The 26,728-nt window shown below is 69.6% G+C and carries 20 protein-coding genes and 1 pseudogene; 11 read left to right on the top strand and 10 right to left on the bottom strand.

Annotation, left to right across the window (positions count from 1 at the left end):
• Nucleotides 1–34 precede the first annotated feature (34 nt).
• Nucleotides 35–1,591 (top strand): BCCT family transporter, encoded by a 1,557-nt coding sequence (locus tag PSS76_RS11345; RefSeq protein ID WP_064077145.1) that lies wholly within the window; start codon nucleotides 35–37, stop codon nucleotides 1,589–1,591.
• Between the two features lie 506 nt (nucleotides 1,592–2,097).
• On the opposite strand, the pseudogene PSS76_RS11340 reads toward PSS76_RS11345, so the two are convergent.
• Both PSS76_RS11340 and PSS76_RS11335 read right to left on the bottom strand, forming a co-directional pair.
• Nucleotides 2,098–2,646: pseudogene (locus PSS76_RS11340) on the bottom strand (PI-PLC domain-containing protein); the annotation flags it as partial.
• 76 nt (nucleotides 2,647–2,722) lie between these two features.
• Nucleotides 2,723–4,282: a dolichyl-phosphate-mannose--protein mannosyltransferase gene (locus tag PSS76_RS11335; RefSeq protein ID WP_337456206.1), complete on the bottom strand. Its 1,560-nt coding sequence runs from the start codon at nucleotides 4,280–4,282 to the stop codon at nucleotides 2,723–2,725.
• A 23-nt stretch (nucleotides 4,283–4,305) separates the two neighbouring features.
• Here PSS76_RS11335 and rsmI point away from each other — a divergent pair, with 23 nt between their 5' ends.
• A complete protein-coding gene (gene rsmI / locus PSS76_RS11330) occupies nucleotides 4,306–5,136 on the top strand; it encodes a 16S rRNA (cytidine(1402)-2'-O)-methyltransferase (RefSeq protein WP_005514773.1) in 831 nt (276 codons plus the stop codon).
• 49 nt (nucleotides 5,137–5,185) lie between these two features.
• On the opposite strand, the gene PSS76_RS11325 is transcribed toward rsmI, so the two are convergent.
• Nucleotides 5,186–5,350 (bottom strand): hypothetical protein, encoded by a 165-nt coding sequence (locus PSS76_RS11325; protein ID WP_157349027.1) that lies wholly within the window; start codon nucleotides 5,348–5,350, stop codon nucleotides 5,186–5,188.
• 300 nt (nucleotides 5,351–5,650) lie between these two features.
• Here PSS76_RS11325 and PSS76_RS11320 point away from each other — a divergent pair, with 300 nt between their 5' ends.
• On the top strand, nucleotides 5,651–9,718 hold the full coding sequence (locus tag PSS76_RS11320; RefSeq protein WP_337456205.1) for an nSTAND1 domain-containing NTPase: 4,068 nt from the start codon (nucleotides 5,651–5,653) through the stop codon (nucleotides 9,716–9,718).
• Here PSS76_RS11320 and PSS76_RS11315 read toward each other — a convergent pair.
• From PSS76_RS11315 to metG, 3 genes are all read right to left on the bottom strand, one after another.
• The gene (locus PSS76_RS11315; RefSeq protein ID WP_064079123.1) at nucleotides 9,639–10,934 is read right to left on the bottom strand and encodes an aminodeoxychorismate synthase component I; all 1,296 of its coding nucleotides are present in this window, start codon (nucleotides 10,932–10,934) and stop codon (nucleotides 9,639–9,641) included. The two genes, PSS76_RS11320 and PSS76_RS11315, sit on opposite strands and share 80 nt — an antisense overlap.
• A gap of 91 nt (nucleotides 10,935–11,025) precedes the next feature.
• A complete protein-coding gene (locus PSS76_RS11310; protein WP_064079124.1) occupies nucleotides 11,026–12,288 on the bottom strand; it encodes a DUF2786 domain-containing protein in 1,263 nt (420 codons plus the stop codon).
• A gap of 45 nt (nucleotides 12,289–12,333) precedes the next feature.
• Nucleotides 12,334–13,920: a methionine--tRNA ligase gene (metG, locus tag PSS76_RS11305; RefSeq protein WP_064058969.1), complete on the bottom strand. Its 1,587-nt coding sequence runs from the start codon at nucleotides 13,918–13,920 to the stop codon at nucleotides 12,334–12,336.
• 20 nt (nucleotides 13,921–13,940) lie between these two features.
• Here metG and PSS76_RS11300 point away from each other — a divergent pair, with 20 nt between their 5' ends.
• Entirely contained in the window at nucleotides 13,941–14,780 is an 840-nt protein-coding gene (locus PSS76_RS11300; RefSeq protein ID WP_064058970.1) for a TatD family hydrolase, read from the top strand.
• 28 nt (nucleotides 14,781–14,808) lie between these two features.
• On the opposite strand, the gene PSS76_RS11295 is transcribed toward PSS76_RS11300, so the two are convergent.
• Nucleotides 14,809–15,801: a pirin family protein gene (locus PSS76_RS11295; protein WP_081183122.1), complete on the bottom strand. Its 993-nt coding sequence runs from the start codon at nucleotides 15,799–15,801 to the stop codon at nucleotides 14,809–14,811.
• A 200-nt stretch (nucleotides 15,802–16,001) separates the two neighbouring features.
• Here PSS76_RS11295 and PSS76_RS11290 point away from each other — a divergent pair, with 200 nt between their 5' ends.
• The 6 genes from PSS76_RS11290 (at nucleotide 16,002) to PSS76_RS11265 (ending at nucleotide 22,600) form a co-directional block, all read left to right on the top strand.
• A complete protein-coding gene (locus PSS76_RS11290) occupies nucleotides 16,002–17,129 on the top strand; it encodes a resuscitation-promoting factor (protein ID WP_013415219.1) in 1,128 nt (375 codons plus the stop codon).
• Between the two features lie 9 nt (nucleotides 17,130–17,138).
• Nucleotides 17,139–18,266, top strand: coding sequence for a resuscitation-promoting factor (locus PSS76_RS11285; RefSeq protein ID WP_013415220.1), 1,128 nt, complete (start codon nucleotides 17,139–17,141; stop codon nucleotides 18,264–18,266).
• A 29-nt stretch (nucleotides 18,267–18,295) separates the two neighbouring features.
• Entirely contained in the window at nucleotides 18,296–19,186 is an 891-nt protein-coding gene (gene rsmA / locus PSS76_RS11280; protein ID WP_064058973.1) for a 16S rRNA (adenine(1518)-N(6)/adenine(1519)-N(6))-dimethyltransferase RsmA, read from the top strand.
• 116 nt (nucleotides 19,187–19,302) lie between these two features.
• Entirely contained in the window at nucleotides 19,303–19,920 is a 618-nt protein-coding gene (lppU, locus tag PSS76_RS11275) for an LppU family putative lipoprotein (protein WP_064058974.1), read from the top strand.
• A 147-nt stretch (nucleotides 19,921–20,067) separates the two neighbouring features.
• A complete protein-coding gene (locus PSS76_RS11270) occupies nucleotides 20,068–20,868 on the top strand; it encodes a hypothetical protein (RefSeq protein ID WP_041673978.1) in 801 nt (266 codons plus the stop codon).
• Between the two features lie 124 nt (nucleotides 20,869–20,992).
• Nucleotides 20,993–22,600, top strand: coding sequence for an ABC transporter substrate-binding protein (locus PSS76_RS11265; RefSeq protein WP_005514755.1), 1,608 nt, complete (start codon nucleotides 20,993–20,995; stop codon nucleotides 22,598–22,600).
• A 72-nt stretch (nucleotides 22,601–22,672) separates the two neighbouring features.
• On the opposite strand, the gene PSS76_RS11260 is transcribed toward PSS76_RS11265, so the two are convergent.
• Genes PSS76_RS11260 through PSS76_RS11250 form a run of 3 tightly spaced genes read right to left on the bottom strand, consistent with a single transcriptional unit; the run spans nucleotide 22,673 to nucleotide 26,081 of the window.
• Nucleotides 22,673–24,931, bottom strand: a complete 2,259-nt coding sequence (locus tag PSS76_RS11260) for a heavy metal translocating P-type ATPase (RefSeq protein ID WP_064058975.1) — start codon at nucleotides 24,929–24,931, stop codon at nucleotides 22,673–22,675.
• On the bottom strand, nucleotides 24,931–25,863 hold the full coding sequence (locus tag PSS76_RS11255; RefSeq protein WP_064058976.1) for a DUF8832 domain-containing protein: 933 nt from the start codon (nucleotides 25,861–25,863) through the stop codon (nucleotides 24,931–24,933). The genes PSS76_RS11260 and PSS76_RS11255 overlap by 1 nt, the downstream gene beginning before the upstream one ends.
• Nucleotides 25,864–25,871: 8 nt before the next feature.
• Nucleotides 25,872–26,081: a heavy-metal-associated domain-containing protein gene (locus tag PSS76_RS11250; RefSeq protein WP_005514751.1), complete on the bottom strand. Its 210-nt coding sequence runs from the start codon at nucleotides 26,079–26,081 to the stop codon at nucleotides 25,872–25,874.
• A 338-nt stretch (nucleotides 26,082–26,419) separates the two neighbouring features.
• Here PSS76_RS11250 and cspE point away from each other — a divergent pair, with 338 nt between their 5' ends.
• Nucleotides 26,420–26,623, top strand: coding sequence for a transcription antiterminator/RNA stability regulator CspE (gene cspE, locus PSS76_RS11245; RefSeq protein WP_005514750.1), 204 nt, complete (start codon nucleotides 26,420–26,422; stop codon nucleotides 26,621–26,623).
• Nucleotides 26,624–26,728 lie beyond the last annotated feature (105 nt).

The raw sequence follows: 26,728 nt of genomic DNA, 5'->3' as shown, positions 1-26,728 counted from the left end.
GCTTTTGGCCGCGAGAGTGAGCACCGTTTGAGGAATGGCAGGCGCACGCGAACTGTCCGGGACCGACCGGGTGGTGTTCGGCGTGGCCGCGAGCGCCGTCGCCGCGATCGTCGTGTGGGGACTGGCGGCGCCCGACAACCTCGAATCGGTCACCGGCAACATGCTGGACTGGCTGGTCACCAACATGGGCTGGTTGTTCGTCATAGCCGCGTCGTCGTTCGTCGTGTTCACACTGTGGATCGCCGCGAGCAAGTACGGCCGGGTTCCGCTCGGGAAGGACGGCGAGAAGCCCGAGTTCACGACCGTCAGCTGGATCGCGATGATGTTCAGCGCCGGCATGGGCATCGGCCTGATGTTCTTCGGCGTGGCAGAACCACTCGCCCACTTCGTCACGCCGCCGCCCGGCACCGACGGCGGAGTGGGTACCGCGATGGCCACCACGATGTTCCACTGGAGCCTGCATCCCTGGTCCATCTACGCGGTGATGGGCCTCTCGATCGCCTACGGGACGTACCGGCGCGGCCGCCCGCAACTTATCAGTGCGGCGTTCTTCCCGCTCCTCGGGCGGCGCAGCGGAGGCCCGATCGGCCGGATCATCGACGTCCTCGCGATCTTCGCGACCATGTTCGGCACGGCGGCCTCCCTCGGTCTCGGCGCGCTGCAGATCGGCTCCGGACTGGAGGTGATCGGCTGGATGGGCGAGGTCGGCACCTTCCTGCTGGTCGCCGTCGTCGCGGTACTCACCCTCGCATTCGTCGCATCGGCGGTGTCCGGTGTCGCGAAAGGCATCCAGTGGCTGTCGAACATCAACATGGTGCTCGCTCTCGCGCTCGCGGTCTTCGTGTTCGTGCTCGGGCCGACTGTGCTGATCCTCAACCTGATTCCCAGCACGATCGGCAACTACGCAGCCGACCTCGCGTCGATGTCCGCGCGGACCGCGGCGTCGAGCAATCCCGAGACCGCCGAGTGGCTGTCGTCGTGGACGATCTTCTACTGGGCGTGGTGGATCTCGTGGACGCCGTTCGTCGGAATGTTCCTCGCCCGGATCAGCCGCGGGCGCACCATCCGCGAGTTCGTGGTCGGTGTGATCCTCATCCCGAGCCTGGTGAGCCTGCTGTGGTTCGCGGTGTTCGGTGGCGCGGGGATCAACGAGCAACGTGAGGGCATCGACCTGGCCGGGCGGGACACCACCGAGAGTCAACTGTTCGGGATGCTCGAGCACCTGCCGCTGTTCGGTATCTCCACCGTGCTGGTGATGGTGCTCGTCGCCATCTTCTTCGTCTCCGGCGCCGACGCCGCCTCGATGGTCATGGGCACGCTCTCGCAGCGCGGGGCTCTCGCGCCGGCGCGCTGGGTCGTCGTCTTCTGGGGCCTGCTCACCGGTGGCGTCGCGGCGCTGATCCTGTGGACCGGTGGCGCCGACGCGCTCAACGGTCTGCAGACCATGACGATCATCGCGGCCGCGCCGTTCGTGATCGTCATGATCGGCCTGTGCATCTCGCTGTACCGGGACCTGTCCCGCGATCCGATGATCCTCGCCGGCCGCCAGGAGCGACGACTGTCGCCGCGAGCAGTGCGGCGTTGGAGTTGACGCCGGGGCCCGTCAGCCGCGGTCGGTGACCATCGACAGGATCCGCGGCAGCGGCGTCCAGTCCGTGGAGACGACGGATGCCGAGCGGCCCGCGAGGTCGAGCACCCGAGTGCGGGCGTCGGCCTCCGACGGTGCGACCGCGTTAGCGCCGGGAGCACCTTGTGCGCGTCGGTGAGGACGACCAGATAGCCGTTGTCGCGGTACCACCCGGTGTCGATGTCGCGGCCGACGAAGTCCGCCGCGTCCACGTCGAACACCACGAACCACGGCCGCAGCACTGCGTCGTACCGGAACCGCGGGTCCCCGGCCTGCGCCCGGTGCACCGCGGGGAAGGCGGTCGCCAGGTCCAGGGCGCCGACACGGGAGAGATCCGACAGGTGCGTCGCATATGCGCGGTCGATCCACCAGGTGTCGAGAGGATTGTTCTCCTGCACGGTGCCGGGAATCAGTTCCACGAGAAACCTGCCGCGCAGGTCGTCGACATCGGGCCACCCCACGGAACGGACGGCGTCGTCGAGCGTCGCGGCGGACGGACCGGCGTGCGCGAGGAGATCGGCCGGACCGAACACCGCGTCGCCCAGCCGGCTGCGGACCAGCGCGTCGAACTCGCGCGGGCCGCGACCGAACGGCGGCGTGAAACCGTCCTTCATCTCCACCTTCACCACGACCGGCCGGTGGTCGGGGTCGGCGTCGTGCCACGCGCGCAGGTCGTCGAGGCACCCGCTCAGGAACTGGTCGCGCGGGCCCGTCCGCAACCGGTCGGCCGAGGTCGCGCCCGCGCAGTTGTTGTCGTTCGCGACCGGGTTCGAATGCGACACCCGCCAATCCGGACCGGCCGCATTGGTCCACACGTCGAGCTCGATCAGCCCCGCGCCGGCGTCGAGAGCATCCGCCAGGAACGGGTAGCGGTGCTTCTCGAACGTGTTGTGCACCCCGACCGACGTCACGTCGGACAAGCGTGGTGCGGCCGGACCGGAATCCGCTCGCGCGGTTGCCGGTACGAGCGCGGTCAGGGCGGCGAGCGCGATCGTCACGATCACGGACGGTCTGGACATTCGGAGCACACTACCCACGGAGAGGGCGACCGCGGGCACGTTTCGCGGAGGAGGAGCGGTCACCCGTCGTGGGGGATCAGCGCCAGCTCGGCAACCACAGTTGCTGCTGCCACATCTCCGGCGTGATCGGCACGGCCGTCAGGATCGGCCACAGCCACACGAAGTTCGCGATCACCAGCCCCACGTAGAGACACACCGCGAGCAGGCCGGTGCCGCGCCGTTCGGCCGACGCCTTGGCGGCGCCGAGGAGCTCACCGAGGACGAGCGCGATCGCCATCACGAAGAACGGGGCCAGGGCGACCGCGTAGAAGTAGTACATCTGACGGTCCAGCGTCACGAACCACGGCAGCAGTGCGGCCGCATAGCCGGTCAGAACCGTCGCGTAGCGCCAGTCGCGGCTGACGATGGTGCGCCACAGCGCCCACCCGAGGACCGGAAGAGCCAGCCACCACATCGCGGGTGTGCCGACCAGCATCACCGCCTTGACACAACTGGGCCCGCCGCAGCCGGACACGTGCTCGCCCTCGGCGAAGTAGTAGAGCATCGGGCGCAGACCCATCGGCCACGTCCACGGCTTCGACTCCCACGGATGGTGGTTGCCGGCCGAGTTGGTCAGGCCCGAATGGAACTCGAGCACCTTGGCGCTGTAGTACCACAGCGACCGCAGGGCCTCCGGTACGAACGAGAACGGCCCGCCCGTGCCGATCTGATTTCCGGCGGCGTGCCGGTCGACGCCGGTCTCGCTCGCGAACCACGCGCCGTACGTTCCGAGGTACACGATCAGCGGCACCACGACGAGCGCGTACAGCGACGGGACGATGTCACGGATCGCGGTGCCGACCCACGGCCGCCGCACCCCGTACGCGCGGCGCGCGGCGATGTCGTACCCGACGCACAGCAGGCCGAAGAACGCGATGAAGTACATGCCGGACCACTTGGTGCCGCACGCGAGACCGAGCATGAGCCCGGCCCCGAATCGCCACCACCGCACGCCCAGCCGGGGGCCGAACTCGGTGACGCCGATACGTCCCTCCGCCCGGACCCGGGCCATCCGCTCGCGGACTTGGTCCCGGTCGACGACCAGGCAACCGAGCGCCGCGACGGTGAACAGGGCGAGGAAGATGTCCAGCATTCCGAGCCGGGACGAGACGAAGGTGACGCCGTCGACGATCAGCAGGACGCCGGCGATCGTGCCGATCAGCGTCGACCGGGTCATCCGCCGGACGATCCGCATCACCAACAGCACGAGGATCGTCCCGGCGAGTGCCGACGCGAACCGCCAGCCCCACGCGTTGTAGCCGAAGAGGGCCTCGCCCATCGCGATCAGCTGCTTGCCGACCGGCGGATGCACCACCAGCCCGTATCCCGGATTGTCCTCGAGCCCGCCACCGGTGAGGACCTGCCATCCCTGCGGCACGTAGTGCTTCTCGTCGAAGACCGGGGTGCCCGCGTCGGTGGGGTAGTTCAGCATCACGAACCGCGTGATGGCGGCGAGCGCGGTGACCACGAGGGTCGCGATCCAGCCGCGTCGGCGGTCGGTGGGGCCGAAGTCCAGTGGCGGGGCCACCGGAGCGGGGCTGACGGTCCGGGGTCCGCCGGACGAGGGCGCGGGGTGCTCGTCCGTCAGCTGCGTCACGTGTCGATCGTAGGCTGTCACCCATGACTGGTCGCCTCGTCCTCGCCGCAACTCCCATGGGGGACATCGGTGACGCCTCCGAACGCCTGCGCACAGCCCTCGGATCCGCCGACGTCGTGGCCGCCGAGGACACCCGGCGCACGAAGGCACTGGCCGCGGCCCTGGGGGTCACGATCACCGGACGTGTCGTCAGCTTCTACGACCAGGTGGAGGTGGCCCGGCTGCCGGTGCTCGTGGCGGACGTCGAGGAGGGCCGCACCGTACTGCTCGTGACCGACGCCGGGATGCCGTCCGTGAGCGACCCCGGCTACCGGTTGGTCGCGGCGTGCGTCGAGAAGGACCTACCGGTGACGTGCCTGCCCGGCCCGTCGGCGGTCACCACGGCGCTCGCTCTGTCCGGGCTGCCGGTGGAGCGGTTCTGCTTCGACGGATTCCCGCCCCGCAAGCAGGGTCAGCGCCGGACGTGGTTCGAAACTCTGAAGACCGAGCCGCGGGCGTGTGTCTTCTTCGAAGCGCCGCACCGGCTGGCCGCGTGTCTTGCGGACGCGGTGGAGGTGCTCGGAGGCACCCGTAGGGCGGCGGTGTGCCGGGAATTGACGAAGACGTACGAGGAAGTGCGCCGCGGGACACTGGCCGAGCTCGCCGAGTGGGCCGTGGACGGCGCACGCGGTGAGATCACCGTCGTTCTCGAGGGTGCGCAGATGGTCGCAGCGGATCCGGAGGATCTCGTCGCCGAGGTCGAACGGCTCGTGGCGGACGGAGCGCGATTGAAGGACGCGTGCGCGCAGGTGGCCACCGAGGGCGTGTCGAAGCGCGAGCTGTACGAGACCGTACTGGCATCGCGAAGGGACTGACGCGTTCGGAGCGCTGGGAACGCGGTTCCCGCCGACCCCCGTCGAGCGACTACTCCGGGGCGGGTGCTCCGGTCGAAACCGGAGCACCCCCCACCGGGGCAGCGACCGCATCGGCGGGGGCCGCACCCAACAGCAACATCAGGCCCACGGTCGCGGCGATGACCAGACCTGCCCCGACAGCCGGCGGTGTCTTCGCCGTCAGTCTGGTCGCCATCGCGATCATCCGAGTTCCTCCTCCGTTGGACGCTGCACCCGGCAGGGGATACCCCTCGTGGATTTCTCCAACCCCCACCGGTTGCAGCACCGCTGGCGCAGGGCCTTTGTGCGTCGACGTCGACTTTGCCCCATTCGGCGGAACGGACGAACTGGATGGTTCGCAAGACGAGCTATCATCCCTGTTCGCGGGCGGTGAGGAATTATTCCGCAGCGGAATCCGCGGGGGCTGCCGAGCGCGGAAACGGGCCCGAACCGGGGGGAACGCCCGGCCGGCGACAGGGAAGGAACGACCAGCGCGATGACAGCGGACAGCGAGGCCCCGCGGGACGCGGAACGGTCCGGCGCGGAGGCGCGGTTGATGTTCGCCGACCAGCTGCGGCTGCTGTTCGCGACCGCCGGCGGTCCCCCGCTGAAGAAGGTCGCCGCCGAGGCCGCGACACTCGGTCGCTCGGTCGGCGGGGAGAAGCCCGCCTCGGTCCAGCGCATCAGCGACTGGCGGTCGGGCAAGCGGATGCCGGCCACGTTCGAGTCGGTCCGCCCGGTGCTGGCGGTCCTCATCCGGATGGCTCGCGCGCTCCACGAGGGTCCGCCACCCACCGACGGACTCTTCTCGATGCGCCAGTGGGAGGCGTGGTGGCGCAAGGCCAGCTCCGTCCCCACGACGAAGGCGGCGGCCGCGGCAGCCGGGGAGCCGGCGCCGGCGACGTTGCCGGCCGGGGTGCGGCCCTATCGCGGCCTGGCGCCGTACCGGGAGAAGGACGAGCGGCTGTTCTTCGGGCGCACCCAGAGCGTCGACGGACTCGTCGCCGCGGTCGAGGCGGCTCAGGGCAAGGGCATCGTGATCGTCACCGGCGCGTCGGGCGTCGGCAAGTCGTCGCTGGTCCAGGCCGGGTTGATTCCGCAGCTGAAGGCCCTCGACCAGGACGGCGATCGCAGCGCCTACGCGGCGGTGGTCTTCGCGCCGGGTGCGCACCCCCTGACGTCGCTGCGGTCCGCAGTGCCCGAGCTGACGGAGGACGTCCCGAGCGCCGACCAGCTCCACGACGCCTTGGGCCGCGCGGCGGAACGGCTCGGCGCCCACCACCTGCTGATCGTGGTCGACCAGATCGAGGAACTGTTCTCGCAGTGTTCCGACGCCGACGAGCGGGCGGCCTTCCTGACGGTGCTCGACCTGGCCGCGACGGCACCGGTCGGCGGCGGGGCGACCGATACGACGTCGGTCGTCGCGACGATGCGATCGGACTTCTATCCGCAGGCGCTCACCCATCCGGTGCTCGCGCGGGCGCTCGAACAGCGCAGCAAGACGGTCTCGCCCCTCCTGCGGGAGGACGTCGTCGAGGTGATCACGAAACCGGCCCGCATGATCGGGCTCAAGCTCGAGCCGGGCCTGGTCGACCTCATCCTCAACGATCTCGGCGTACTCAACGCGGCGTCGCCCGACCCCTCCGAGAGCAGCGACACCGTGCTGCCGCTGGTCTCGCACCTGCTCGACACGATGTGGGAGCGGCGCCGCGGAGGACAGCTCACCATCGCGAACTACCGCGCCACCGGCGGGGTGCGGGGGTCCATCGCGGCCGCCGCCGAGCGTGCGTGGGAGCAACTCGACGAACGCGGCCGGGTGCTCGCGCGGGCGATGTTCGTGCATCTGGTCTACGTCACCAGCACCGGCACCGACGTGAAGATCCGTCGCACGATCCCTCAGCTGCTGGCACTCGAGGGCGACGACACCGGAGCGGGACGCCGCGTGGTGGACCACTTCGTCAACGCCCGGGTGCTGGTGGCCGACGGCGACGCGGTCGAGCTGATCCACGACGCGGTGATCTACACGTGGCCGCGGCTCCGGACCTGGATCCAGGAGGACCGTTCCTACTCCGCGCTGCGCCAACAGATCGAGACGGACGCCGTGCACTGGGAGGACTCGGACCGCAACAGCAGCCTGCTCTACCACCGCGGTCGGCTCGACCTGCTGACCGAGCACGCGCAGACCCGAGCCGATCACGGAACTCCGACGGGGGAGAGCGCTGTCGAGGCGGTGGCGGCGTCGCTGACCCCCGCGGCCGCGGATTTCCTGGAGGCGTCGGTGGGGCAGGTGCGGCGGCAGACGTGGCGCAAACGCACCGTCATGACCGCGCTGGCGCTGTCGACCGTCGTCGCCGTCGCGATGGGCGCGATGGCGCTGGCCGCGAAGTCGCGCGCCGAGGACGAGCGGAGCGCCGCGCAGTTCCAGCAGGTGGTCGCCCTCGCCGACGCACTGCGGGAGAGCGACCCTACCACGTCGGCGCAGTTGTCGTTGGCCGCGTGGCGGATGCGCCCGGGCAGCGACGACGCGTTCTCCCGGCTGGTCGCCACCGAGACCACGCCGATCTCACGCAGCCTCACCGGCCACACCGGTCCGGTGTACGGCGTCGCGTTCTCCGCCGACGGACGGACCCTCGCGACCGCGAGCGACGACCGTTCCGTGCGGCTGTGGGATCTCGCCGACGGTTCCGTTCCGGTACAGATCGGGCAGGAGCTGACCGGACCGGACCAGTACATGGCGTCGGTCTCGTTCAGCCCCGACGGGCATCTCCTCGCGGCCGGTGGCGGCGACGGCACGATGTGGATCTGGGACATCGGTGACCGGTCCGCGCCGCGAGCACTGATGTCGGGGCAGCGGAACGCGCCCGGTGCGGTGCACAACGTCCGGTTCAGCCCGGACGGCCGGTTGCTGGCGGTGCCGCACGACGACGGCACGGTCACGCTGTTCGACACCACGAAGCCGGATTCGGGAGAGTTCCCCGCGTTCACGCTGCGGGCACACTCCGGTGCGGTGCGCACGGTGTCGTTCCGCGGCGGCACCGTGATGGCGACGTCGAGTGACGACCGCACCGTGCGGGTGTGGGACGTCGCCGACCCCGCCCGCCCCATCCAGGTGGGGCGGGATCTGACGGGCTTCGACGACGTCGCGCACTCGGTGTCGTTCAGCCCCGACGGCACGACGCTCGCGGCGAGTAGCGACGACGGCATGATCCGCGTCTTCGACGCCACGAATCTCGCGGACATCCGTCAGGTCGGCGCCCCGGTGCAGGCCCATACGGGCGGCATCTGGACCGTCGCGTTCGCCGCCGACGGGTCGACGTTGGCGAGTGCGTCGTGGGACGGCACCGCGAAGCTGTGGTCGGTCGATCCGGGGACCCGCGCGGTGCACGAACTGCGGCCCGCGCTCAGCGGCAACGGCGGCGGTGTCCCCGCGCTCGCGCTCTCGCCCGACGGCACGACGATCGTCACGGGTGGCCAGGATTCGATCGTGCGGATGTGGACACTGCCGGCGGGAACGGTGCCGGTGTCGGACGCGTCGATGACCTTGCCGTCGATCAACAGCGACGGCTCCCGGGTGGTGACCGCCGGATACGACTCGCAGGTGCGGTTGTGGAAGGTGTCGGCTGCCGGGGAGATGGACCGCGCCGGCACGATCGAGTTGCCGCGACCGCTCGGCGGCGGCAACGTGGTCGAGCTGTCGCCGGACGGCAAGGTGCTGGCGACGACCCAGACGTCGGGCGGCCACGTCCAGTTGTGGGACGTCGCCGATCCGGAGCACCCGGCGGCGCTGGGGGCACCGATCACGACGGCGACGCGGTTCACGTGGGAGATGGCGTTCAGCCCGGACGGCCGGACACTGGCGATCGGCGACGACGACTTCAGCGTCGCGCTGTGGGACGTGCAGGATCCGCGCAACCCGGTGCGGCTGGGGGAGCGTCTCACCGGTCCACGGAACCTGGTGCGGAGCGTCGCGTTCGGGCCCGACGGCGACGTCCTGGTCGCGTCGAGCGCCGACGGCGACATCTACGCATGGGACGTGTCCACGCCGGAGAAGCCCGCATCGCTTCCCGTCCGTGCCGGCGGGCACGACGGTGGCGTCAATGCCGTCTCGTTCGGTCCGGACGGCGACACTCTCGTGACCGCCAGCGACGATCACACGCTGGTGCTGTGGGATCGGGACGACGACGGGGGTTTCACGCCCCGCCCGGTGCCGCTGCGTGGACACACCGGCACGGTGTACAGCGTCGCGTTCGGCGGCGACGGCACCCACGTGGTCAGCGGCAGCGACGACGGTTCGGTGCGGCTGTGGAACGTCGACGGCGCCGGTGAGGCGGAGGAGGTGGGCGGGCCGCTCACCACCATCGGCACCGGACGTTGGCAGGTCGCGTTCCTGCCGCGGACCGACACGGTGATCGCGGGCGGCGGCGACGGTGTGCTGCGGACGTGGCGCCTCGACGAGGATCCGATCACCGCACGGATCTGTTCGTCTACGTCGGAGCTGACACAGGATCGCCCGGCGCATTTCGAGATGCCGGAATCGGGTCGGGGAGCGTGCGGGACGGGCTGAGCGTGACGATGCTCGACGCCTTGTCCAGGCACTCCTGCCATTCGGCGTCGGGGTCGGAGTCGATGGTGATTCCGCCGCCGACGCCGAGCCCGACCCGGCCGGCCGCGTCGAACTCCACGGTCCGGATCGCGACGTTGAGTTCGAGTCCCGCCAGCGGGCTGTGCATTCCGACGGCCCCGCAGTAGACGCCGCGGGGGTCAGGTTCCCACGCGCGGAGCAGAGTCCGGGCCGAGTGTTTGGGGCACCCGGTCACCGAGGCGGGCGGGAACGCGGCGTCGAGCAGATCGGCGGCACTCACCCGGTCCGACACGGCCGCGGTCACCGTCGAGACCAGGTGCCACACGCCGGGCGCGGGCTTCACGCGCAACAGGTCGGTCACCCTGACCGACCCGGCGTCGGCAACGCGGCCCAGGTCGTTGCGGACGAGGTCGACGATCATCACGTTCTCGGCGACGTCCTTCACCGAATTACGCAGCCGCGCAGGGTCTTCGCTCAGCGGAAGCGTGCCCTTGATGGGGCTGGAGGTGACGGTTCCGCCGCGGCGGGACAGGAACAGTTCGGGGGACAGGGAAGCTACCGCGCCCCAATCGCCCTGCACGAAAGCTGCTCGGCCGGGCCGGGTTCGGTCGACTGCGTCGGCGAAGAAGTCGACGGGGCGGCCCGAACTGGTGCCGTGGAAGCGCGCGCACACGCACGCCTGGTAGACGTCGCCGCGGGCGATGGCGTCGAGACAGTCCTCGACGCCGCGGCGGTGGGCGTGACGGTCCGGGGTGGTCCAGTCGATGTGCCAGGGGCCGGGGACGGCGTCGGGTCGGCGCACCGCGTCGACGAGGTCCTCGGGGCACGGCTCGTCGAGGAGGCTCTCGAACCACCAGCAACCCGAGTTGTCCAGCCGCAGCACATGATCGGTCCATCCGCCCGCGGCCTCGGGCAGGATGCCGGATCGGTCGGGGTAGGCGCGGTAGCCGATCCATCCGCCGCCGACGATCGGGTCGCCGGGGGTGGGGTCCGGTCCCGTGCCGCGCGGCGGCAGTGTGAACGCCGATCGTGCGTCGTGCGGAGCGGCCCGAACGCTGGGTGCGATGACGGCGGCGGCGTCGAACCAGTTCCCGATCAGGCCGGCCGGTGGTGCCAGCTCCCGCGAGCGAGCGCGCCGAGCCAGTGCGCGGAACACGTCGGCGGCGCTGCCACCATCTCCGAGTCGCTCCGATCGCATCCGTCCAGCCTTCCATGTGGCTCGGTCTCCGCCGACATCGGACCGCGCCGGCCCCGGCCGGTGAGGCAGCCGATCCGGGGTCCACGCATCGTCACGGCCGCAACGCTCGGCTGCTCGGATCCAGCGAGGCGTCGTCGGCGGCCGACTGTCCCGCGTACCAGCCGCCGGCATCCACCGATCGGCTCCGCGCTGCCCTCGTCGTGGGGAACAGTCGATCGAACTCGGCGTCGACTGCCGCGGACCGTGCCGCCAGTGCGGGCAGCAGGTCCTCGACGGGGACGTGCGACTCGGCGGCGACGTCTGCCGTGGCGCGGTGCCCGGCTTCCTTCAGGCGCTGCCCGATCCGGACCGCGAACCCGAACAGGAACGCCTTCCGGAACGACGTGGTGCGCGCCCCGCGTTTCGCACGCGGGGACGACTCCTGCATCGCCCGGGTGGCCTGGACGAGCAGTGAGGTGAACAGCAGATCCACCTGCTCGAGGTCGACCGGACTGCCGACGACCGTCGCGATGCCGAACCTGTCGAACCACACCGTGCGCACCCGGTTGGCCTCGCCGATGGCGGTGAGCAGGTGCACCTTCTCCTTGACGTACGGATTGTCGAGGTGGATGCGTCGGCTGCGTACGGTGGGGGAGCCCGGAACGGTCGCGTGCAGCAGTGCCGCGCTGATCGCGTACCGCGTCATCAGTTCCTGCGCCTTTGCCGTGAAGGTCTCCGCCTCCTCCACGAACTCGGTGGCCTCCGCCTTGGCCAGCAGTCCTCGGATCTTGTTGAGGACCTTGGGATCGGCGGTTTCGTCGTGGGCCTCCGGCGCGGACTCGACGCGGATCCGCGGCCATCTCGACGGCGGCACACACAGTTCGGTTACGCGGGGCAGCTCGAGCCAGAGCAGGGTCGTCGCCGTCGACTCGTTCTCGCCGAGATGCCACCCAGACGCGTCCAGCGCCGCACCGAACGCGCTGCTGTCGCAGTCGGCCGGGAGACCCGCCGCGAACTCGGCGGCGGCGGATTCCCGCTCCGCGATCTGGTCGAGTTGCGTGACCCAGACGGCCGGCGCTCGATCGGCTGCGCCCGTCGTCCGGTAGTGGTACAGCACCGTGGCGGCGGTGACCGCCGTCGAGTCCGCCCCGAGAGCGCGCCGGGTCACGTGCATGACGTCGGCCGGCTGCCATCCGCGCTCGTAGGCGTCGGTCAGGGCGATCAGTAGGCCGGTGATGGAACGCTCCCGTGGTGGTGGGCACTCGAATTGCCCGAAGTCGTCGAACATGCCGGCGTCGAAGTCCTCGAACTCGTCGTAGTCCTCGGACGTCGAGCCGGTCGGGTTTTCTCGAATGTATGTTCTATTGCTCCCCATGGGCGACAGTGTGCATCAGGGGGCTGACAACTTTCGGGAGCGTCGCTACGCCTCGGTCTCCTCGACGTACCGCGGGAACACGCCCACCGGCTTCGGCAGCGGCGTACCTGCGACGATCCGGTTCGCGAGGTCGACGAAGGCGCGGGCGTCGGGAGCCTGCCCCAGCAGGTCGAGGATCTTCTCGGCCGAGCCCGGCATCACCGGCTGGACCAGGATGCCGACGATGCGGACCACCTCGAGCGTGACGTACAGGACCGTGGCCATGCGGGCCGGGTCGGTCTTGCGCAGCACCCACGGTTCCTGCTGCGAGAAGTACCGGTTCGTCTCGCCCAGCACGTGCCAGATCGCCTCGAGCCCGAGGTGCAGGGCCTGCACGTCGAACTCGGCCCGCACCTTCCCGAGCAGCGCGTCGGCCTGTGCGAGCAGCGCGCGGTCGGCGTCGGTGAGCTCGCCCGGCGTCGGGACCTGCGCGTCGCAGTTCTTCGCGACCATCGACAGCGACCGCTGGGCCAGGTTGCCCAGCTCGTTCGCCAGGTCGGTGTTCATCCGGGTGACGATCGCCTCGTGGCTGTAGCTGCCGTCCTGCCCGTACGAGATCTCGCGCAGCAGGAAGAAGCGGACCGCGTCCAGGCCGTACTGCTCCACCATCGCGAGCGGGTCGACGACGTTGCCGACCGACTTCGACATCTTCTCGCCCTTGTTGAACAGGAAGCCGTGCACGAAGACGCGCTTCGGCAGCTCGATCCCCGCCGACATCAGGAAGGCCGGCCAGTACACGGTGTGGAACCGCGTGATGTCCTTGCCGATGATGTGCAGGTTCGCGGGCCAGTACCGCTCGAACTCCGCGGAATCGGTGTTCGGGAACCCGGCGCCGGTGAGGTAGTTGGTGAGCGCGTCCACCCACACGTACATGACGTGTGCCGGATCGCCGGGCACGGGGACACCCCAGTCGAACGTGGTGCGCGAGATCGACAGGTCCTTGAGCCCGCTCTTGACGAAGCTGAGGATCTCGTTGCGCCGAGTGGCCGGCGCGATGAAGTCCGGGTTCTCCTCATAGTGCGCGAGGAGACGGTCCTGGTACTTCGACAGCCGGAAGGTGTAGTTCGACTCCTCGGTCCACTCCACCGGCGTGCCGGTCTCGGTGGCGATGCGGGTGCCGTCCTCGAGGACCGTCGTCTCCTCCTCGGCGTGGAACGCCTCGTCGCGAACGGAGTACCAGCCGGAGTAGGTGTCGAGGTAGATGTCGCCGGCCGCGACCATCCGCTCCCAGATCGCCTTGCTGGCCTCGAGGTGGTCGGCGTCCGTGGTCCGGATGAACCGGTCGTACGAGATGTTCAGGGCCTTGTCCATGGCCTGGAACACATCGGAGTTGCGGGTTGCCAGGTCGCGGACGTCGACGCCTTCCTTGGCCGCCGTCTGCTGCATCTTCAGGCCGTGCTCGTCGGTGCCGGTCAGGAAGAACACGTCGAATCCGTCGAGGCGCTTGAAGCGCGCGATCGCGTCCGACGAGATGTACTCGTAGGCGTGCCCGATGTGCGGAACGCCGTTGGGGTAGGCGATCGCCGTCGTCAGATAGAACGGCGGACGGTCCGTCGGGGCAGGCATCTGGTTGGGCGAGGAAGGCACAGTCATGGTGCGCCTACTCTATCGACGTGAGCAAAGATCGTCCCGCCCCGGACCTGCCCGAGCCGCTTTTTCCACTCGTCGACGCCCACACGCACCTCGACGCGTGCGGTGCCACGGACGCGGAGAGCACGCGCGCGATCGTCGACCGTGCCGCGTCGGTGGGCGTCGAGCGGATCGTCACGGTGGCCGACGACCTGGCGGCCGCGCAGTTCGCGGTGAACGCCGCCAACTGGGACGAGCGGGTCTTCGCGGCGGTCGCCATCCACCCGACCCGGGCGAACACTCTCGACGACGCCACGAAGGCGGAGATCGAACGGCTGGCGTCGGACCCGCGTGTGGTCGCGGTCGGCGAGACCGGCCTCGACCTGTACTGGCCCGGCAAGCTCGACGGCTGCGCGACGGTGGAGGAGCAGGAGGACGGGTTCCGCTGGCACATCGATCTCGCGAAGCGCCTCGGCAAGCCGCTCATGATTCACAACCGTGAGGCCGACACCGACCTGCTGCGCGTGCTCGACGCCGAGGGCGCGCCCGAGACGGTGATCTTCCACTGCTTCTCGTCCGACAGCGCGATGGCCCGCGCCTGTGTCGACGCCGGCTACGTGCTGAGCTTCTCCGGCACCGTGAGTTTCAAGAACGCGAAAGCCCTGCGTGAGGCGGCGCTGTCGGTCCCGTCCGACCAGTTGCTGGTCGAGACCGACGCCCCGTATCTCACTCCGCACCCGTTCCGGGGCGCGCCGAACCAGTCGTACTGTCTGCCGTACACGCTGCGGGCCCTCGCCGAGGTGCGCGGCGAGGACCCGATCGAGTTGGCGAAGGCGTCGACCGCGACGGCCGAGCGCGTCTACCGCCTGCCGAGTCGCAACTGAGCGCGTCCGGCGCCGACGGAGTGGGCGCTCAGGCCGACGGCGGGTTCTGCCGCGGCTTGATGCGTGCGTTCGGCAACGGCGGCGCCGGCAGTCGCTGCACGGTGCCCTCGTAGCCGTGCACCGCGCCGAAGCGGTCCGACTCGGCCTCCCATTCGGCGCGGAACTGCTCGATCTCCTCGTGGCTGCGGCCGACGAAGTTCCACCACATCACGATCTCCTCGCCGAACGGTTCGCCGCCGAGCAGCACGACGCGGGCGGGTTCGTCGGTGCGGTTGACCAACGTCAGATCCGACGCCCCGGTCCCGACGTAGCCGAGGTCGGCGCGAGCGAGCTCGAGTCCCTCCACACCGATCGCCCCGGCGTCGACCAGGACGCCGTGCTCGAACGTCGGATCGACGTCGAGGCGCACCTCGGCGCGCGGCTCGAGGACGAGTTCCGCGCCGAGTAGGGGGGTGAAGGTGTGCACGGGGGAGGTCGATCCGGCCAGCGAGCCGAGGAAGACCCGAGCACGTCCGCCGTCCAGATCCACTTGCGGCGGCACGTAGTGCTCGAAGTTGCGGGGCGCGTCCCGGGCGACGTCGGGCAGTGCCACCCACAGCTGGACGCCGTGCAGGATCGTCGTCTCCGCCGTCGACACCTCGGAGTGGCAGATGCCGCGGCCGCCGGTCATCAGGTTGACCTCGCCGGGCCGGACCGTCGCGTGCATGCCCAGGCTGTCGCGGTGCTCGATCTCGCCGGTGAACAGCCAGCTCACGGTTTGCAATCCGGTGTGCGGGTGTGGGGCGACGTCCATGCCCCCGGTCTGCGCGACGTCGTCGGGTCCGTAGTGGTCGGCGAAGCACCACGCGCCGATCAGCGAGCGCTGTCGCTGGGGCAGCGTTCGGCGCACGGGCATCGCCCGCGGCCCGCCCAGCGGGACCTCTCGTGAGGTGATGATCTCGGCGAGCGGGCGGCCCGCGGTGCCCGCGCGCGGTCCGTTCTCGCACTCGATCTCGATCGGTTCGGCTTCGACGTTGCTCATGTCCCTACCCTCCCACGGCCCCGTGTGGGTGTGACGCGCGCAACTGGCCGAAATCTTCCGTAATCGATTCGTGATCGACCAGCGCTTTCCTCGATATCTTTGTAGTCGTGTTTGTGCTGATCGAGACCGCGCGGTTGCCACATCACAGCCCCACCGTTACCGTGCTGTGATCGAACCTGTCGTCTGCCCCAGGATTTCTCGTGTCGCCTTTCGCTCGGATCAACACCGCCAGGTCGCCGCTCCTGTACGTCGTGGTCGCCGCACTCTTCGCGACCCTTCTCGTCGGTGGCGGCCTGGTCGTCACCCAGCACAAGACGATCACACTCGACGTCGACGGCGACCAGATCTCGCTGAGCACACTGCGTTCCGAGGTCGGCTCCGTGCTGGACAACGCCGGTTATCCGATCGGTGAGCACGACGTCGTCGCGCCGAGCGTCGATGCGAAGCTCTCCGACGGCGACACCGTGGTCCTGCGCCGCGCTCGCGAGATCGTGCTCACGGTGGACGGCGAGCGCCGCACCGTCTGGTCGACGGCGCTCACGGTGGACGACGCGATGCGCCAGCTGAACTTTGCCGGCGACGCCTACGCGTCCGCATCGCGTGGCCAGCGGATCCCGCTCGACGGCATCGAGTTCGACGTCGTGAACGCGAAGGCGGTACGGATCTCCGACAACGGCGCCCCGCACGCCGACGTCCGCGTGGCGGCACCGACCGTCGGCGCGCTCCTCGACGTCACGAACGTCCCGCTCGAACAGGCCGACACGGTCGTGCCCGCGCCGGAGACGCCGCTGACCGACGGCCTCGAGATCGTCGTGACCCGCAACCGCACCGAGACGCGCACCGAGACCCAGCCGATCCAGGCGCCGGAGAACCGCGTCGACGATCCGGGACTCGAGCAGGGGAAGACCACCGTCGAGAACCCCGGCACACCGGGGGAGCGGACGGTGACGGTGACCGTCACGACCGTGAACGGCGCCGAGACGGACCGCCGGGAACTGTCGTCCGTGGTGGTCCGTGAGCCGGCGCCGGCGGTCGTGCGGGTCGGGACCAAGCCCAAGCCGTCGGCGCCCGCGGTCGCGTCCGGGTCGGTGTGGGACTCGTTGGCGCAGTGCGAGGCGACGGGCAACTGGGCGATCAGCAACGGCAACGGCTTCTACGGCGGGCTCCAGTTCTCGCAGAGCACGTGGGCCGCCTACGGAGGCACGCAGTACGCCCCCACCGCCGACCGGGCGTCGCGTGAGCAGCAGATCGCCGTCGCCGAGAAGGTCCAGGCCGCCCAGGGCTGGGGTGCGTGGCCGTCGTGTTCGAGCAAGTTGGGTCTCCGGTAAGGAATCGCGATGTCGCCACTGTCGAAGATCAACTCGAGCCGTTCGCCGCTGATGTACGGCGTCGTGGCCGCGACCCTCGTGACCCTCACGGTCGGTGGCGGTGTCGCGGTGGCACAACACAAGACGGTGACCGTCGACGTCGACGGTGAGCTGATCACGGTCGGCACGATGTCGTCGAAGGTCGACGGGGCGCTCGCGGCGGCGGGCTACAGCGTGGGCGAACACGACGTCGTGGCCCCCGCGTCGGACTCGGACCTCGACGACGGTGACACGGTGGTGCTGCGTCGCGGTCGCGAGGTCGCGCTCACCGTGGACGGTCGGCAACGCACGGTGTGGACGACGGCGCTCACCGTCGACGAGGCGTTGAACCAGTTCCGACTCGCCGGTGACGTGCACGTCTCGGCGAACCGGTCGCAGCGCCTGCCGCTCGAGGGATCCGATCTGGACGTCCTGAGCCCCCGCACGGTGAAACTGATCGACGGCACGTCCGCCCCGGTGGACGTCCGCCTGGCCGCGCCGACGGTCGGCGATTTCCTCGCCGCCCACGGCACCCCGCTCGAGCAGGCCGACACCGTCGAGCCGGCCGCGGAGACGCCGCTCGCGGACGGGATGGAGGTCGCGGTGACCCGCGGCCGGGTCGAGACCCGTGTACTCACGGAGCCGGTCGCGCCGCCGGAGCAACGGATCGAGGATCCGTCGATGAACATGAGCCGCACCGTCGTGGAGAACCCGGGCACGGCCGGCGTCGCGGACGTCACCTACGAGGTCACCACCGTCAACGGAGTCGAGACCGGACGCAAGCCGGTCGCATCCACCGTCACGGTGCCGGCCCAGCCCAAGGTGGTCCGGGTGGGCGCCAAGCCCGGCACCGAGGTGCCGCCGGTGCAGAACGGTGCGACGTGGGACGCGCTGGCCCAGTGCGAGGCCACGGGCAACTGGGCGATCAACACCGGAAACGGCTTCTACGGCGGCGTGCAGTTCGACCAGAACACGTGGGAGCGCCAGGGCGGCCTGAAGTACGCGCCGCGGGCGGACCTCGCCACCCGGGAGGAGCAGATCGCGATCGCTTCCCGCACGCAGCAGACACAGGGCTGGGGCGCGTGGCCGTCGTGTACCAGCAAGCTGGGCCTGCGCTGACCGGTTCCGCCGTGCGTTAGGTTCTTCAGGTGTCAGACGCCGTGCCGCCCCCCATCCACCCGCGAGGACAGGCCGCCCTCCTGGGCCCCGCCGAGGTCCGTGCGCTCGCCGAAGAGTTCGGGGTGCGCCCCACCAAACAACTCGGCCAGAATTTCGTGCACGATGCCAACACGGTGCGCCGGATCGTCACGGTGGCCGGCGTGGGTCCCGAGGACACCGTCCTCGAGGTCGGCCCGGGGCTCGGTTCGCTCACGCTGGCACTGCTCGACGTCGTCGACCGCGTGGTCGCCGTCGAGATCGACCCCAAGCTGGCCGCCCGCCTGCCCGCGACGGTCGCCGACCGCGCCCCCGAACTCGCGGATCGGCTCACGGTCGTCGGCGCCGACGCGATGCGGGTGATGCCCGACGACGTCCCGGCGGAGCCCACCGCGGTGGTGGCGAATCTGCCCTACAACGTGGCCGTGCCGGTACTGCTGCACCTGTTCGCCGAGTTCCCGAGCCTGCGCACCGCATTGGTGATGGTGCAGGCCGAGGTGGCGGACCGGCTCGCGGCCACCCCGGGCAGCAAGGTGTACGGCGTGCCGAGCGTCAAGGCCAACTTCTTCGGCACGGTCAAGCGCGCCGGCCACGTCGGTCGCGCGGTGTTCTGGCCGGTGCCGCAGGTGGAGTCCGGCCTGGTGCGGATCGACCGGTACGAGCAGGCGCCGTGGCCGATCGACGCCGACCATCGGCGCAAGGTCTTCGCCGTCATCGACGCGGCCTTCGCGCAGCGTCGCAAGACTCTTCGGGCAGCCCTTGCCGGGTGGGCCGGTTCGCCGGTCGAAGCCGAGCGCCGGCTCGTCGCGGCCGGGATCGAACCGTCCACGCGCGGTGAGAAACTCGATGCGGCAGCCTTCGTGCGGCTCGCGAACGTCTCGTAGTTCCAGACGGCCGACGCACCTCCTCGAAACGGCCTCGACCACAATGGTCCGGGTGGTCCGTTCTGTCGGACCTTCGCGACGGTGTCCCCGGCGACGGGGTTGGTGTGAGGAATGTGATGGTGAACAAGGGAATTCGGGCGATCGTGCGACGATCGGGTGCGGTTGTGGTCGTGGCCGCGGCGTTGACCGCGGCGGGATGTGGGACGTCCGTCGACGGTACGGCGACCGCCGCGAGTACTTCCGCGGCCGCGACGTCGTCGTCGTCATCGTCGACGTCATCGACCGCACCACGCGAGGCCGATCTCGGCGGACGGGTCGACATCGACGTCGAGATCGGTGACTGTGTGCGCCTGGGCGGAACGGCGGACGCCGCGACGATCGACGAAGCGGTGTGCGGCAGTGACAAATCCAACTACAAGGTCGTCGGCAAGGCCGCGAAGAACGCGCAGTGCGCGTCGGACGTCGACCAGGTGTACTACGAGACCCGCTGGGGCAACGAGCGTGGTGCGCTGTGCCTCGACATCGACTGGGTGATGGGCGGGTGCATGAGCCTGCCGGACGGTGACGACGACGAACCGCAGCGTGTCGAGTGCGACGACCCGTACGCTCCGGGTATCGAGCGTGCGATCGAGGTCATCGAGGGCGTCGTCGACGTCGAGCAGTGCTCGGAGGGCGGCTACGTCCACGACGAGCGCGAATTCACGGTGTGCACGGAGACGGTGCGTCCGCTGTAGACGTCGCCGAGCAGTCGGCGTCTCCTACTTTCGTAGGAAACGTCTCCTCCTTTCGTACCGAAGGCGGCCTGCGGGGCAGCGGAAACGGGCTGTGGCTCTCTAACTTCGTTGGAGTACAGCCTGTTTCCGCATCCGAAAGGTCTTCCTATGTCGAGTAGCTCGCTTCGTCGCGTCGCCACGGTGGTCGCGATCGCCGGTACCGCGATCCTGGTCTCGCCGGCCCTGTCCTCGGCCGCAACCGGCTCGCTCGGAGGCTCCCTCGGTAGCGCGTCCGGGTCGCTCGGCAGCTCCTCCGAGGAGCCTGCGGGTGGTTTCACGTGTGACGCCCTGTCGACCGAGTCGAATCCCGCCGGCTGGGGTGTGCCGTTCGAGGACGAGAAGGGGCAGGAGGCCGCGTACTCCGCGAGCAACGTCCTCGACGACAACGGTTCGCTCGAGCTGGCCGTGACCGGAACGACGGACCGCACCGCCTGGTACCACGAGGCCGGCAGCGTCGCGCTCGCGGACGTCATCTCGAAGGACATCGGTTTCGCCGAGAAGGCGGCCACGTCCACCGCGTCGTTCCAGATCCGTCTGCTGGGTACCAAGGGAGGCAAGTTCGAGAACGGCTTCACCACACTGGTGTGGGTCGCCGAGCCCGGCGCCGACGTCGCCGAGGGTGCCACCCACGAGGAGATCCAGAAGGGTCTGTGGTGGAGCACCCAGAACATCGACGGCGCGAAGGATCGTGTGCCGACCACGCTGGCGGCGATCTCGGCAGCGAACCCGAACGCGACCGTCGAGCACTACGGGGTGAGCGTCGGCTCGGGCTCGGCCGCGACGTCGACTCTGGTCGACGCCGTGCAGTTCAACGGGTGCACCACCGATTTCGCCAAGAACGATCCCGAACCGGCCGGAGCGGGTTCCCTGGGCAGCCTCGGCAACCTGTTCGGCAGCCTCTTCTCCTAGCGGCCGACGCCGCCCACGCACCAATTCTCCCGCTCAATGGGACCGGGCATTCCGTACGATTCGCGTCCGGCTAACGTCTGCGCGGATGTGTGGCGTGAGTCACACCGGAGCGACTGGAGGGTGCGTGGGCAGCAGGGCGAGGTTCGGCAAGAGCCTGACGACGGTGTTGGTGGTGGGTGCGCTGGCGCTCGCGGGCTGTGCCAGTTCGGACGACGGCGGTGGCGGCGACACCAGCGGTACCCGCACCCCGCCCGCGGTGGGCCTGGTGGGCGACCAGGCTCCGGACCCGACGGGTTCGACGCCGCAGCTCACGTTCAGCGTGCAGGCGCTCGCGGCAGTGCTCGATCCGGCCAGGACCACCGCCCGCGGCGGCAGTGGCGGCGACGAACTGGCCGCGGTCTACGACGTCCTGCTGCGGTACGACGAGGAGACGGGGGAGTTCGTACCGCGTCTCGCGCAGTCCCTGACGTCCGATCAGGAGGGCAACGTCTGGACGCTGAAGCTGCGCCCGGGCGTCACCTTCAGCGACGGAACCCCGCTCGACGCGAACGCGGTCGTCGCGAGCATCAACCGCTACAACGCCAACAAGGGCAACGGCGCTGCCGTGTGGGTCGACGCCGTCGCGTCGACGACGGCCGTCGACGCGCAGACGGTGGAGTTCCGGTTGAACAAGAAGTGGCCGACGTTCCCGTCGATGCTCGCACTCGGCCACGGCATGATCGTCGCGCCCGGTGCGGGCGAGGGCGAAGCCTTCAAGCCGATCGGCGCCGGCCCGTTCGTCCTCGACCGCTACGCGCCCAACGAGGAGCGGGTGCTCACGGCGCGCGCCGACTACTGGAACGGCAAGCCCAAGTCCGACAAGTTGCGCTTCATCGCGTTGAGCGGTTCGCGGGAGAACCTGGAGTCGATGCGCACCAACGGTATCGACATCGGGTTCCTGCGCGGCAACCCGCAGGCGATCTACGACACGATCGACGCCGGTTACCCCGGATCCTTCAGCATCCTCAACAGTGGTGGCGCCGAGCTGGTCAACAACCGTGAGGGCCGACCGGGCGCGGATGTGCGGGTGCGCAGGGCAATTGCGCTCGCGATCGATCCGGAGCTGGTCGGTCAGCGCGGCGACAACGGCCTGGGCCTGCCGGGCAAGGCCATGTTCAACGATCTCTCCCGCTGGGCCACCGACGTCGAGGGCGTGCCGTTCGACCCGGACGCTGCCCGCAAGCTGCTCGACGAGGCGAAGGCCGACGGCTACGACGGCAAGCTGAACTACATCGTGCTGCAGGAGCCGAGTGAACAGGCGATCGGCCTGGCCGTGCAGTCCCTGCTGCAGGCGGTCGGCTTCACGGTGAACATCATCAACGCCAACAACGCCGGCGACATCGTCAAGCAGGTGTACGTGCAGCGCGACTACGACATGGCCCACGCGGGCATCGGTCTGTACGAGGCCATTCCGTACCTGGGCCTCGACACCACGCTGTCTGCGACGTCCACGGCCAACTTCGCGGGCTATTCGAACCCGCAGATGGAGGTGCTGCTCGACAAGCTGCAGGCGGCGGACGGCGACGACCAGATCCGCGGTGTGCTGGCGGAGATCCAGACGCTGTGGAACGAGACCGTCCCGAGCGTCCCGGTGAGCTCGGTGATGATCTACGTCGCCTGGCAGAAGAACGTCGGCGGTGTCGTTCCCACTGCGACGGGAATCATGCTGCTCGACAAGGCCGGTCGCAACTGAGCGTCGACGACGCGGTGACGTGACGAGGGCCCGGTGACGATACGGTCGCCGGGCCCTCGTATTGCGCCTGCTCTAGGCGGACGGGCTGAACCGCCGCAGCCGGAGGCTGTTGCTGACCACGAACACGCTCGAGAACGCCATCGCCGCACCGGCGAGCATTGGGTTCAGCAGACCCGCCGCGGCCAGGGGGATCGCCGCCGCGTTGTAGGCGAACGCCCAGAACAGGTTCCCCTTGATGGTGCGAAGGGTCTTGCGGGACAGCTCGATCGCGTCGGCGGCCGAGCGCAGGTCGCCGCGAACGAGGGTGATGTCGGCGGCTTCGATCGCGACATCGGTGCCCGTGCCCATCGCCAGGCCGAGATCGGCCTGGGCGAGAGCGGCCGCGTCGTTCACACCGTCGCCGACCATCGCGACAACCCTGCCCTCGGCCTGCAGGTTCTTGACGGCGTCGACCTTGTCGCCGGGCAGCACCTCGGCGACGACGGTGTCGATGCCCACCTGCGCCGCCACGGTGCGGGCGACGGTCTCGTTGTCGCCGGTGAGCAGCACCGGGTTCAGGCCCAGTTGCTTGAACCGGCGGACGGCGTCCGCACTGGTGTCCTTGATGGCGTCGGCGACCACGAACACGGCGCGGGCCTGTCCGTCCCAGCCTGCGGCGATCGCGGTGCGGCCCAGCTTCTCGGCCTCCCGCTTCGCGCGGGCGAGGTCGTCGGGCAGGTGCTGCGACCAGTCCGCGAGCAGACTCTCGCGTCCGGCGACCACGGCGTGGCCGTCGACGATGCCCTGCACACCCTTGCCCTCGACGTTGACGAAATCCTCGACGGAGGGCAGGGAACCGACGCCCTCGGCGGCTCCTGCCGCGACCGCCTGCGCGATCGGATGCTCGGACGCGTTCTCGAGCGCGCCCACCAGGCGCAGCGCCTCGTCGCGGTCGACGCCGTCGGTGGTGACGACGTCGATCAGCGTCATCTTGCCCGTGGTGACGGTGCCGGTCTTGTCGAGCACGATGGTGTCGACGCCGCGGGTGGTCTCGAGAACCTCAGGACCCTTGATGAGGACGCCCAGTTGGGCGCCGCGGCCGGTGCCGACCAGCAGCGCGGTGGGGGTTGCCAGACCGAGGGCGCAGGGGCAGGCGATGATGAGCACCGCGACGGCGGCCGTGAACGCCATCTGCAGGGGGTTGCCGGTGCCGATCCAGTAGCCCAGGGCTGCAACGGAGATCGCGATCGCGATCGGGACGAACACGCCGGCGATGCGGTCGGCGAGGCGCTGCACCTCGGCCTTGCCGTTCTGGGCGTCCTCGACCAGCGCGGCCATCTGCGCGAGTTGGGTGTCGCCACCGACACGGCGGGCGCGCACCACGAGCCGTCCGCCCGCGTTCACGGTGGCGCCGACGACGTCGTCGCCGACTCCCACCTCGACGGGCACAGATTCGCCGGTGAGCATGCTCATGTCGACGGCCGAGTTGCCCTCCACGACGACGCCGTCGGTCGCGACCTTCTCGCCGGGCCGGACCACGAAGAGGTCGTCGACGCGCAATTGGTCTGCGGGAATGCGGGATTCGACGCCGTCGCGCAGCACCGAGACTTCCTTGGCGCCCAGTTCGAGCAGAGCACGCAGTGCCGCACCGGCGGTTCGCTTCGACTTGGCCTCGAAGTATCGGCCCGCGAGCACGAACGTGATGACACCGGCCGCGACCTCGAGATAGATGTTCGCGGCGCCGTCCATCCGGTCGACGGTCAGCTCGAACGCGTGCTTCATCCCGGGGGTGCCGGCGGTGCCGAAGAACAGTGCGTACAGCGACCACGCGAAGGCTGCGGTGGTGCCGAGCGAGATGAGGGTGTCCATGGTCGCGGTGCCGTGGCGCAGATTCGTCCAGGCCGCGCGGTGGAAGGGGAGGCCGGCCCACACGATCACCGGGGCGGCGAGGGTGAGCGAGAGCCACTGCCAGTTGTCGAACTGCAGGGCCGGGACCATCGCCATCGCGATCACCGGCACCGACAGGATCGCCGAGACGATCAGACGGGTGCGTAGCGCGGTGAGTTCGCGATCACGCGGATCGTCGGTGGGGCCGGACTCGTCGGCCGAGGGGGGAGTGGGCAGGGTCGCGGTGTAGCCGGCGTTCTGCACCGCGGTGACGAGGTCGTCGGTGCTGACACCCTCGGGGAAGGCGATCTTCGCCTTCTCGGTGGCGTAGTTGACCGTAGCGGTGACGCCCTCGATCTTGTTGAGCTTCTTCTCGACTCGGGCGGCGCACGAGGCGCACGTCATACCGCCGATCGCGAGTTCGATGGTGTCGTTGCGGCCGGTGGTGAGATCGGCGGTAGTCATCAGTGTCCTCCTTCGTGACCGTCGTGAGGTGCGGGTACGGATCCTGTGGTCGATGGCGCGGTCGCCGGTCCGACCGGAACGGTGAACTCGGCGGTGCGGACGGTGCCCCGGTGCTGGAAGTCGAGGAACAGTCGGTAGGTACCGACGCTCGGGGCCTGTGCGTGGAACGTGACGTCCGGGCCGGGCGCGGTGACACCGTCGCCGGGTTCGCCTTCGGGGTGCACGTGCAGGTAGGCCAGGTCGCCGGTGCGCAGCGCGACCAGGTGGCCGTATGCGCCCAGGTAGGGATCGAGATCAGTGACGGGCGCACCGTCGCGGGCGACCGTGAGCGTCAGCGGTCCGCCTGCGGTGCCGAGGTCGCCGTCGAGGGTGACGGTGTAGCCGTCGACCGTCGCCGTGCGCGACGGGGTCGGCAGTGCCGCCGGCTGCAGATCGCCGCCGACGTCGACGTTCCGGCCCAGGGTGAGTTGGCGGGGAGCGCCGCTCGCCTGGAAGTCGGCGAACACGCGATACGTGCCGCCCGTGGGCCAGGTCCAGTCGATCGACCATGTGCCGTCGGGCCCGAGCGTGGGGTGGACGTGTCGGAACTGGCTGGTGTCCGAGCGGACGACGATGAGGTGCAGCTGCTTCTCGTGCAGGTCGTCGTACTCGCGCACCGGCGCTCCGTCCGCGTCCAGGATGCGGAAGCTCAGGGTGCCGGCCTGGCCGGCGCGGGTCGGCGAGGTGACCTCGCCGAGGGTGTAGCCGTCCTGCGAGACCTGTAACCCGGCGGGGGCACTCGAGGCGGGCTCGGGGTCCGCGGCCGCGTGGCTGTCGGAGTGTGTGCTCGTCATGTCGATCGGACTTCCCGTGACGGCGCCCACGCCGAGGGCCGCGGCGAAGACGACCGCGAGCCCCCCGGCGTAGGCGATGAGCGTGGTGGACGTACGCATCGGATTCCTCAGATCGGCTGGGCGGTGTAGCCCGCCTCCTCGACCGCGGCGGTGACCGCGTCGACGGGGAGGGGTGCCGCGGATGTGACGGTGAGGCGGCCGGACTTCAGATCGACCGCGACGTCGGAGACGCCGCCGATCGCGCCGACCTCTTCCTTGACCGAGGAGACGCAGTGTCCGCAGGTCATTCCGGTGACGGTGTATTCGGCGGTGCTCATGTCGGACTCCTTGCTTCGGTACCACTACCCGGTGTGGGTACTTCGTTCTGACATCTCGAAGGTACCCCTGGGGGGTATCGACTTGCAAGGGATTCGAAGAGATCCGCGTCACTGCGACGAAGTGTGACGAGGGTCCCCGGGCGCATCCGGGCTGCGTGTGGTTGACTGGTCCTCGGTCGTAGTTTTTGTGTTTGTGTTAGTCCACGCTCGCAAATCCTGAAGTTGCGGGCGGACGGGTTCTCTCTCCGAGAATCGACGAAGCCGCCGTGTGACACCGGCCCGGGAACCCCTGACCTGGAGTTTCCCGAGTTTGCACTTCGTAAGAGAGAGAAAGAAACATGGCAGAAGGCACCGTGAAGTGGTTCAACGCTGAAAAGGGCTTCGGCTTCATCGCGCCCGACGACGGCAGCGCCGACGTCTTCGTCCACTACTCGGCCATCCAGACCAACGGCTTCCGCACCCTCGAGGAGAACCAGCGCGTTCGCTTCGAGATCGGTCAGGGCAACAAGGGCCCGCAGGCCACCGACGTCACCGCGGTCTGATTCCGCTCCCGGTCTGACCGGGATCTGACGTGCACGGGGCCCCATCCGCGAGGATGGGGCCCCGTTTCGGCGTTTCACGGCCGGATTCGTGGCACCGGTCGCCGG

Origin of the sequence: Prescottella sp. D32 (genome assembly GCF_037287305.1) — a bacterium.
Taxonomy (GTDB): Bacteria; Actinomycetota; Actinomycetes; order Mycobacteriales; family Mycobacteriaceae; genus Prescottella; species Prescottella equi.
The sequence above is the reverse complement of the archived record's forward strand: the minus strand, read 5'-3'. Positions and strand labels throughout refer to the sequence as shown.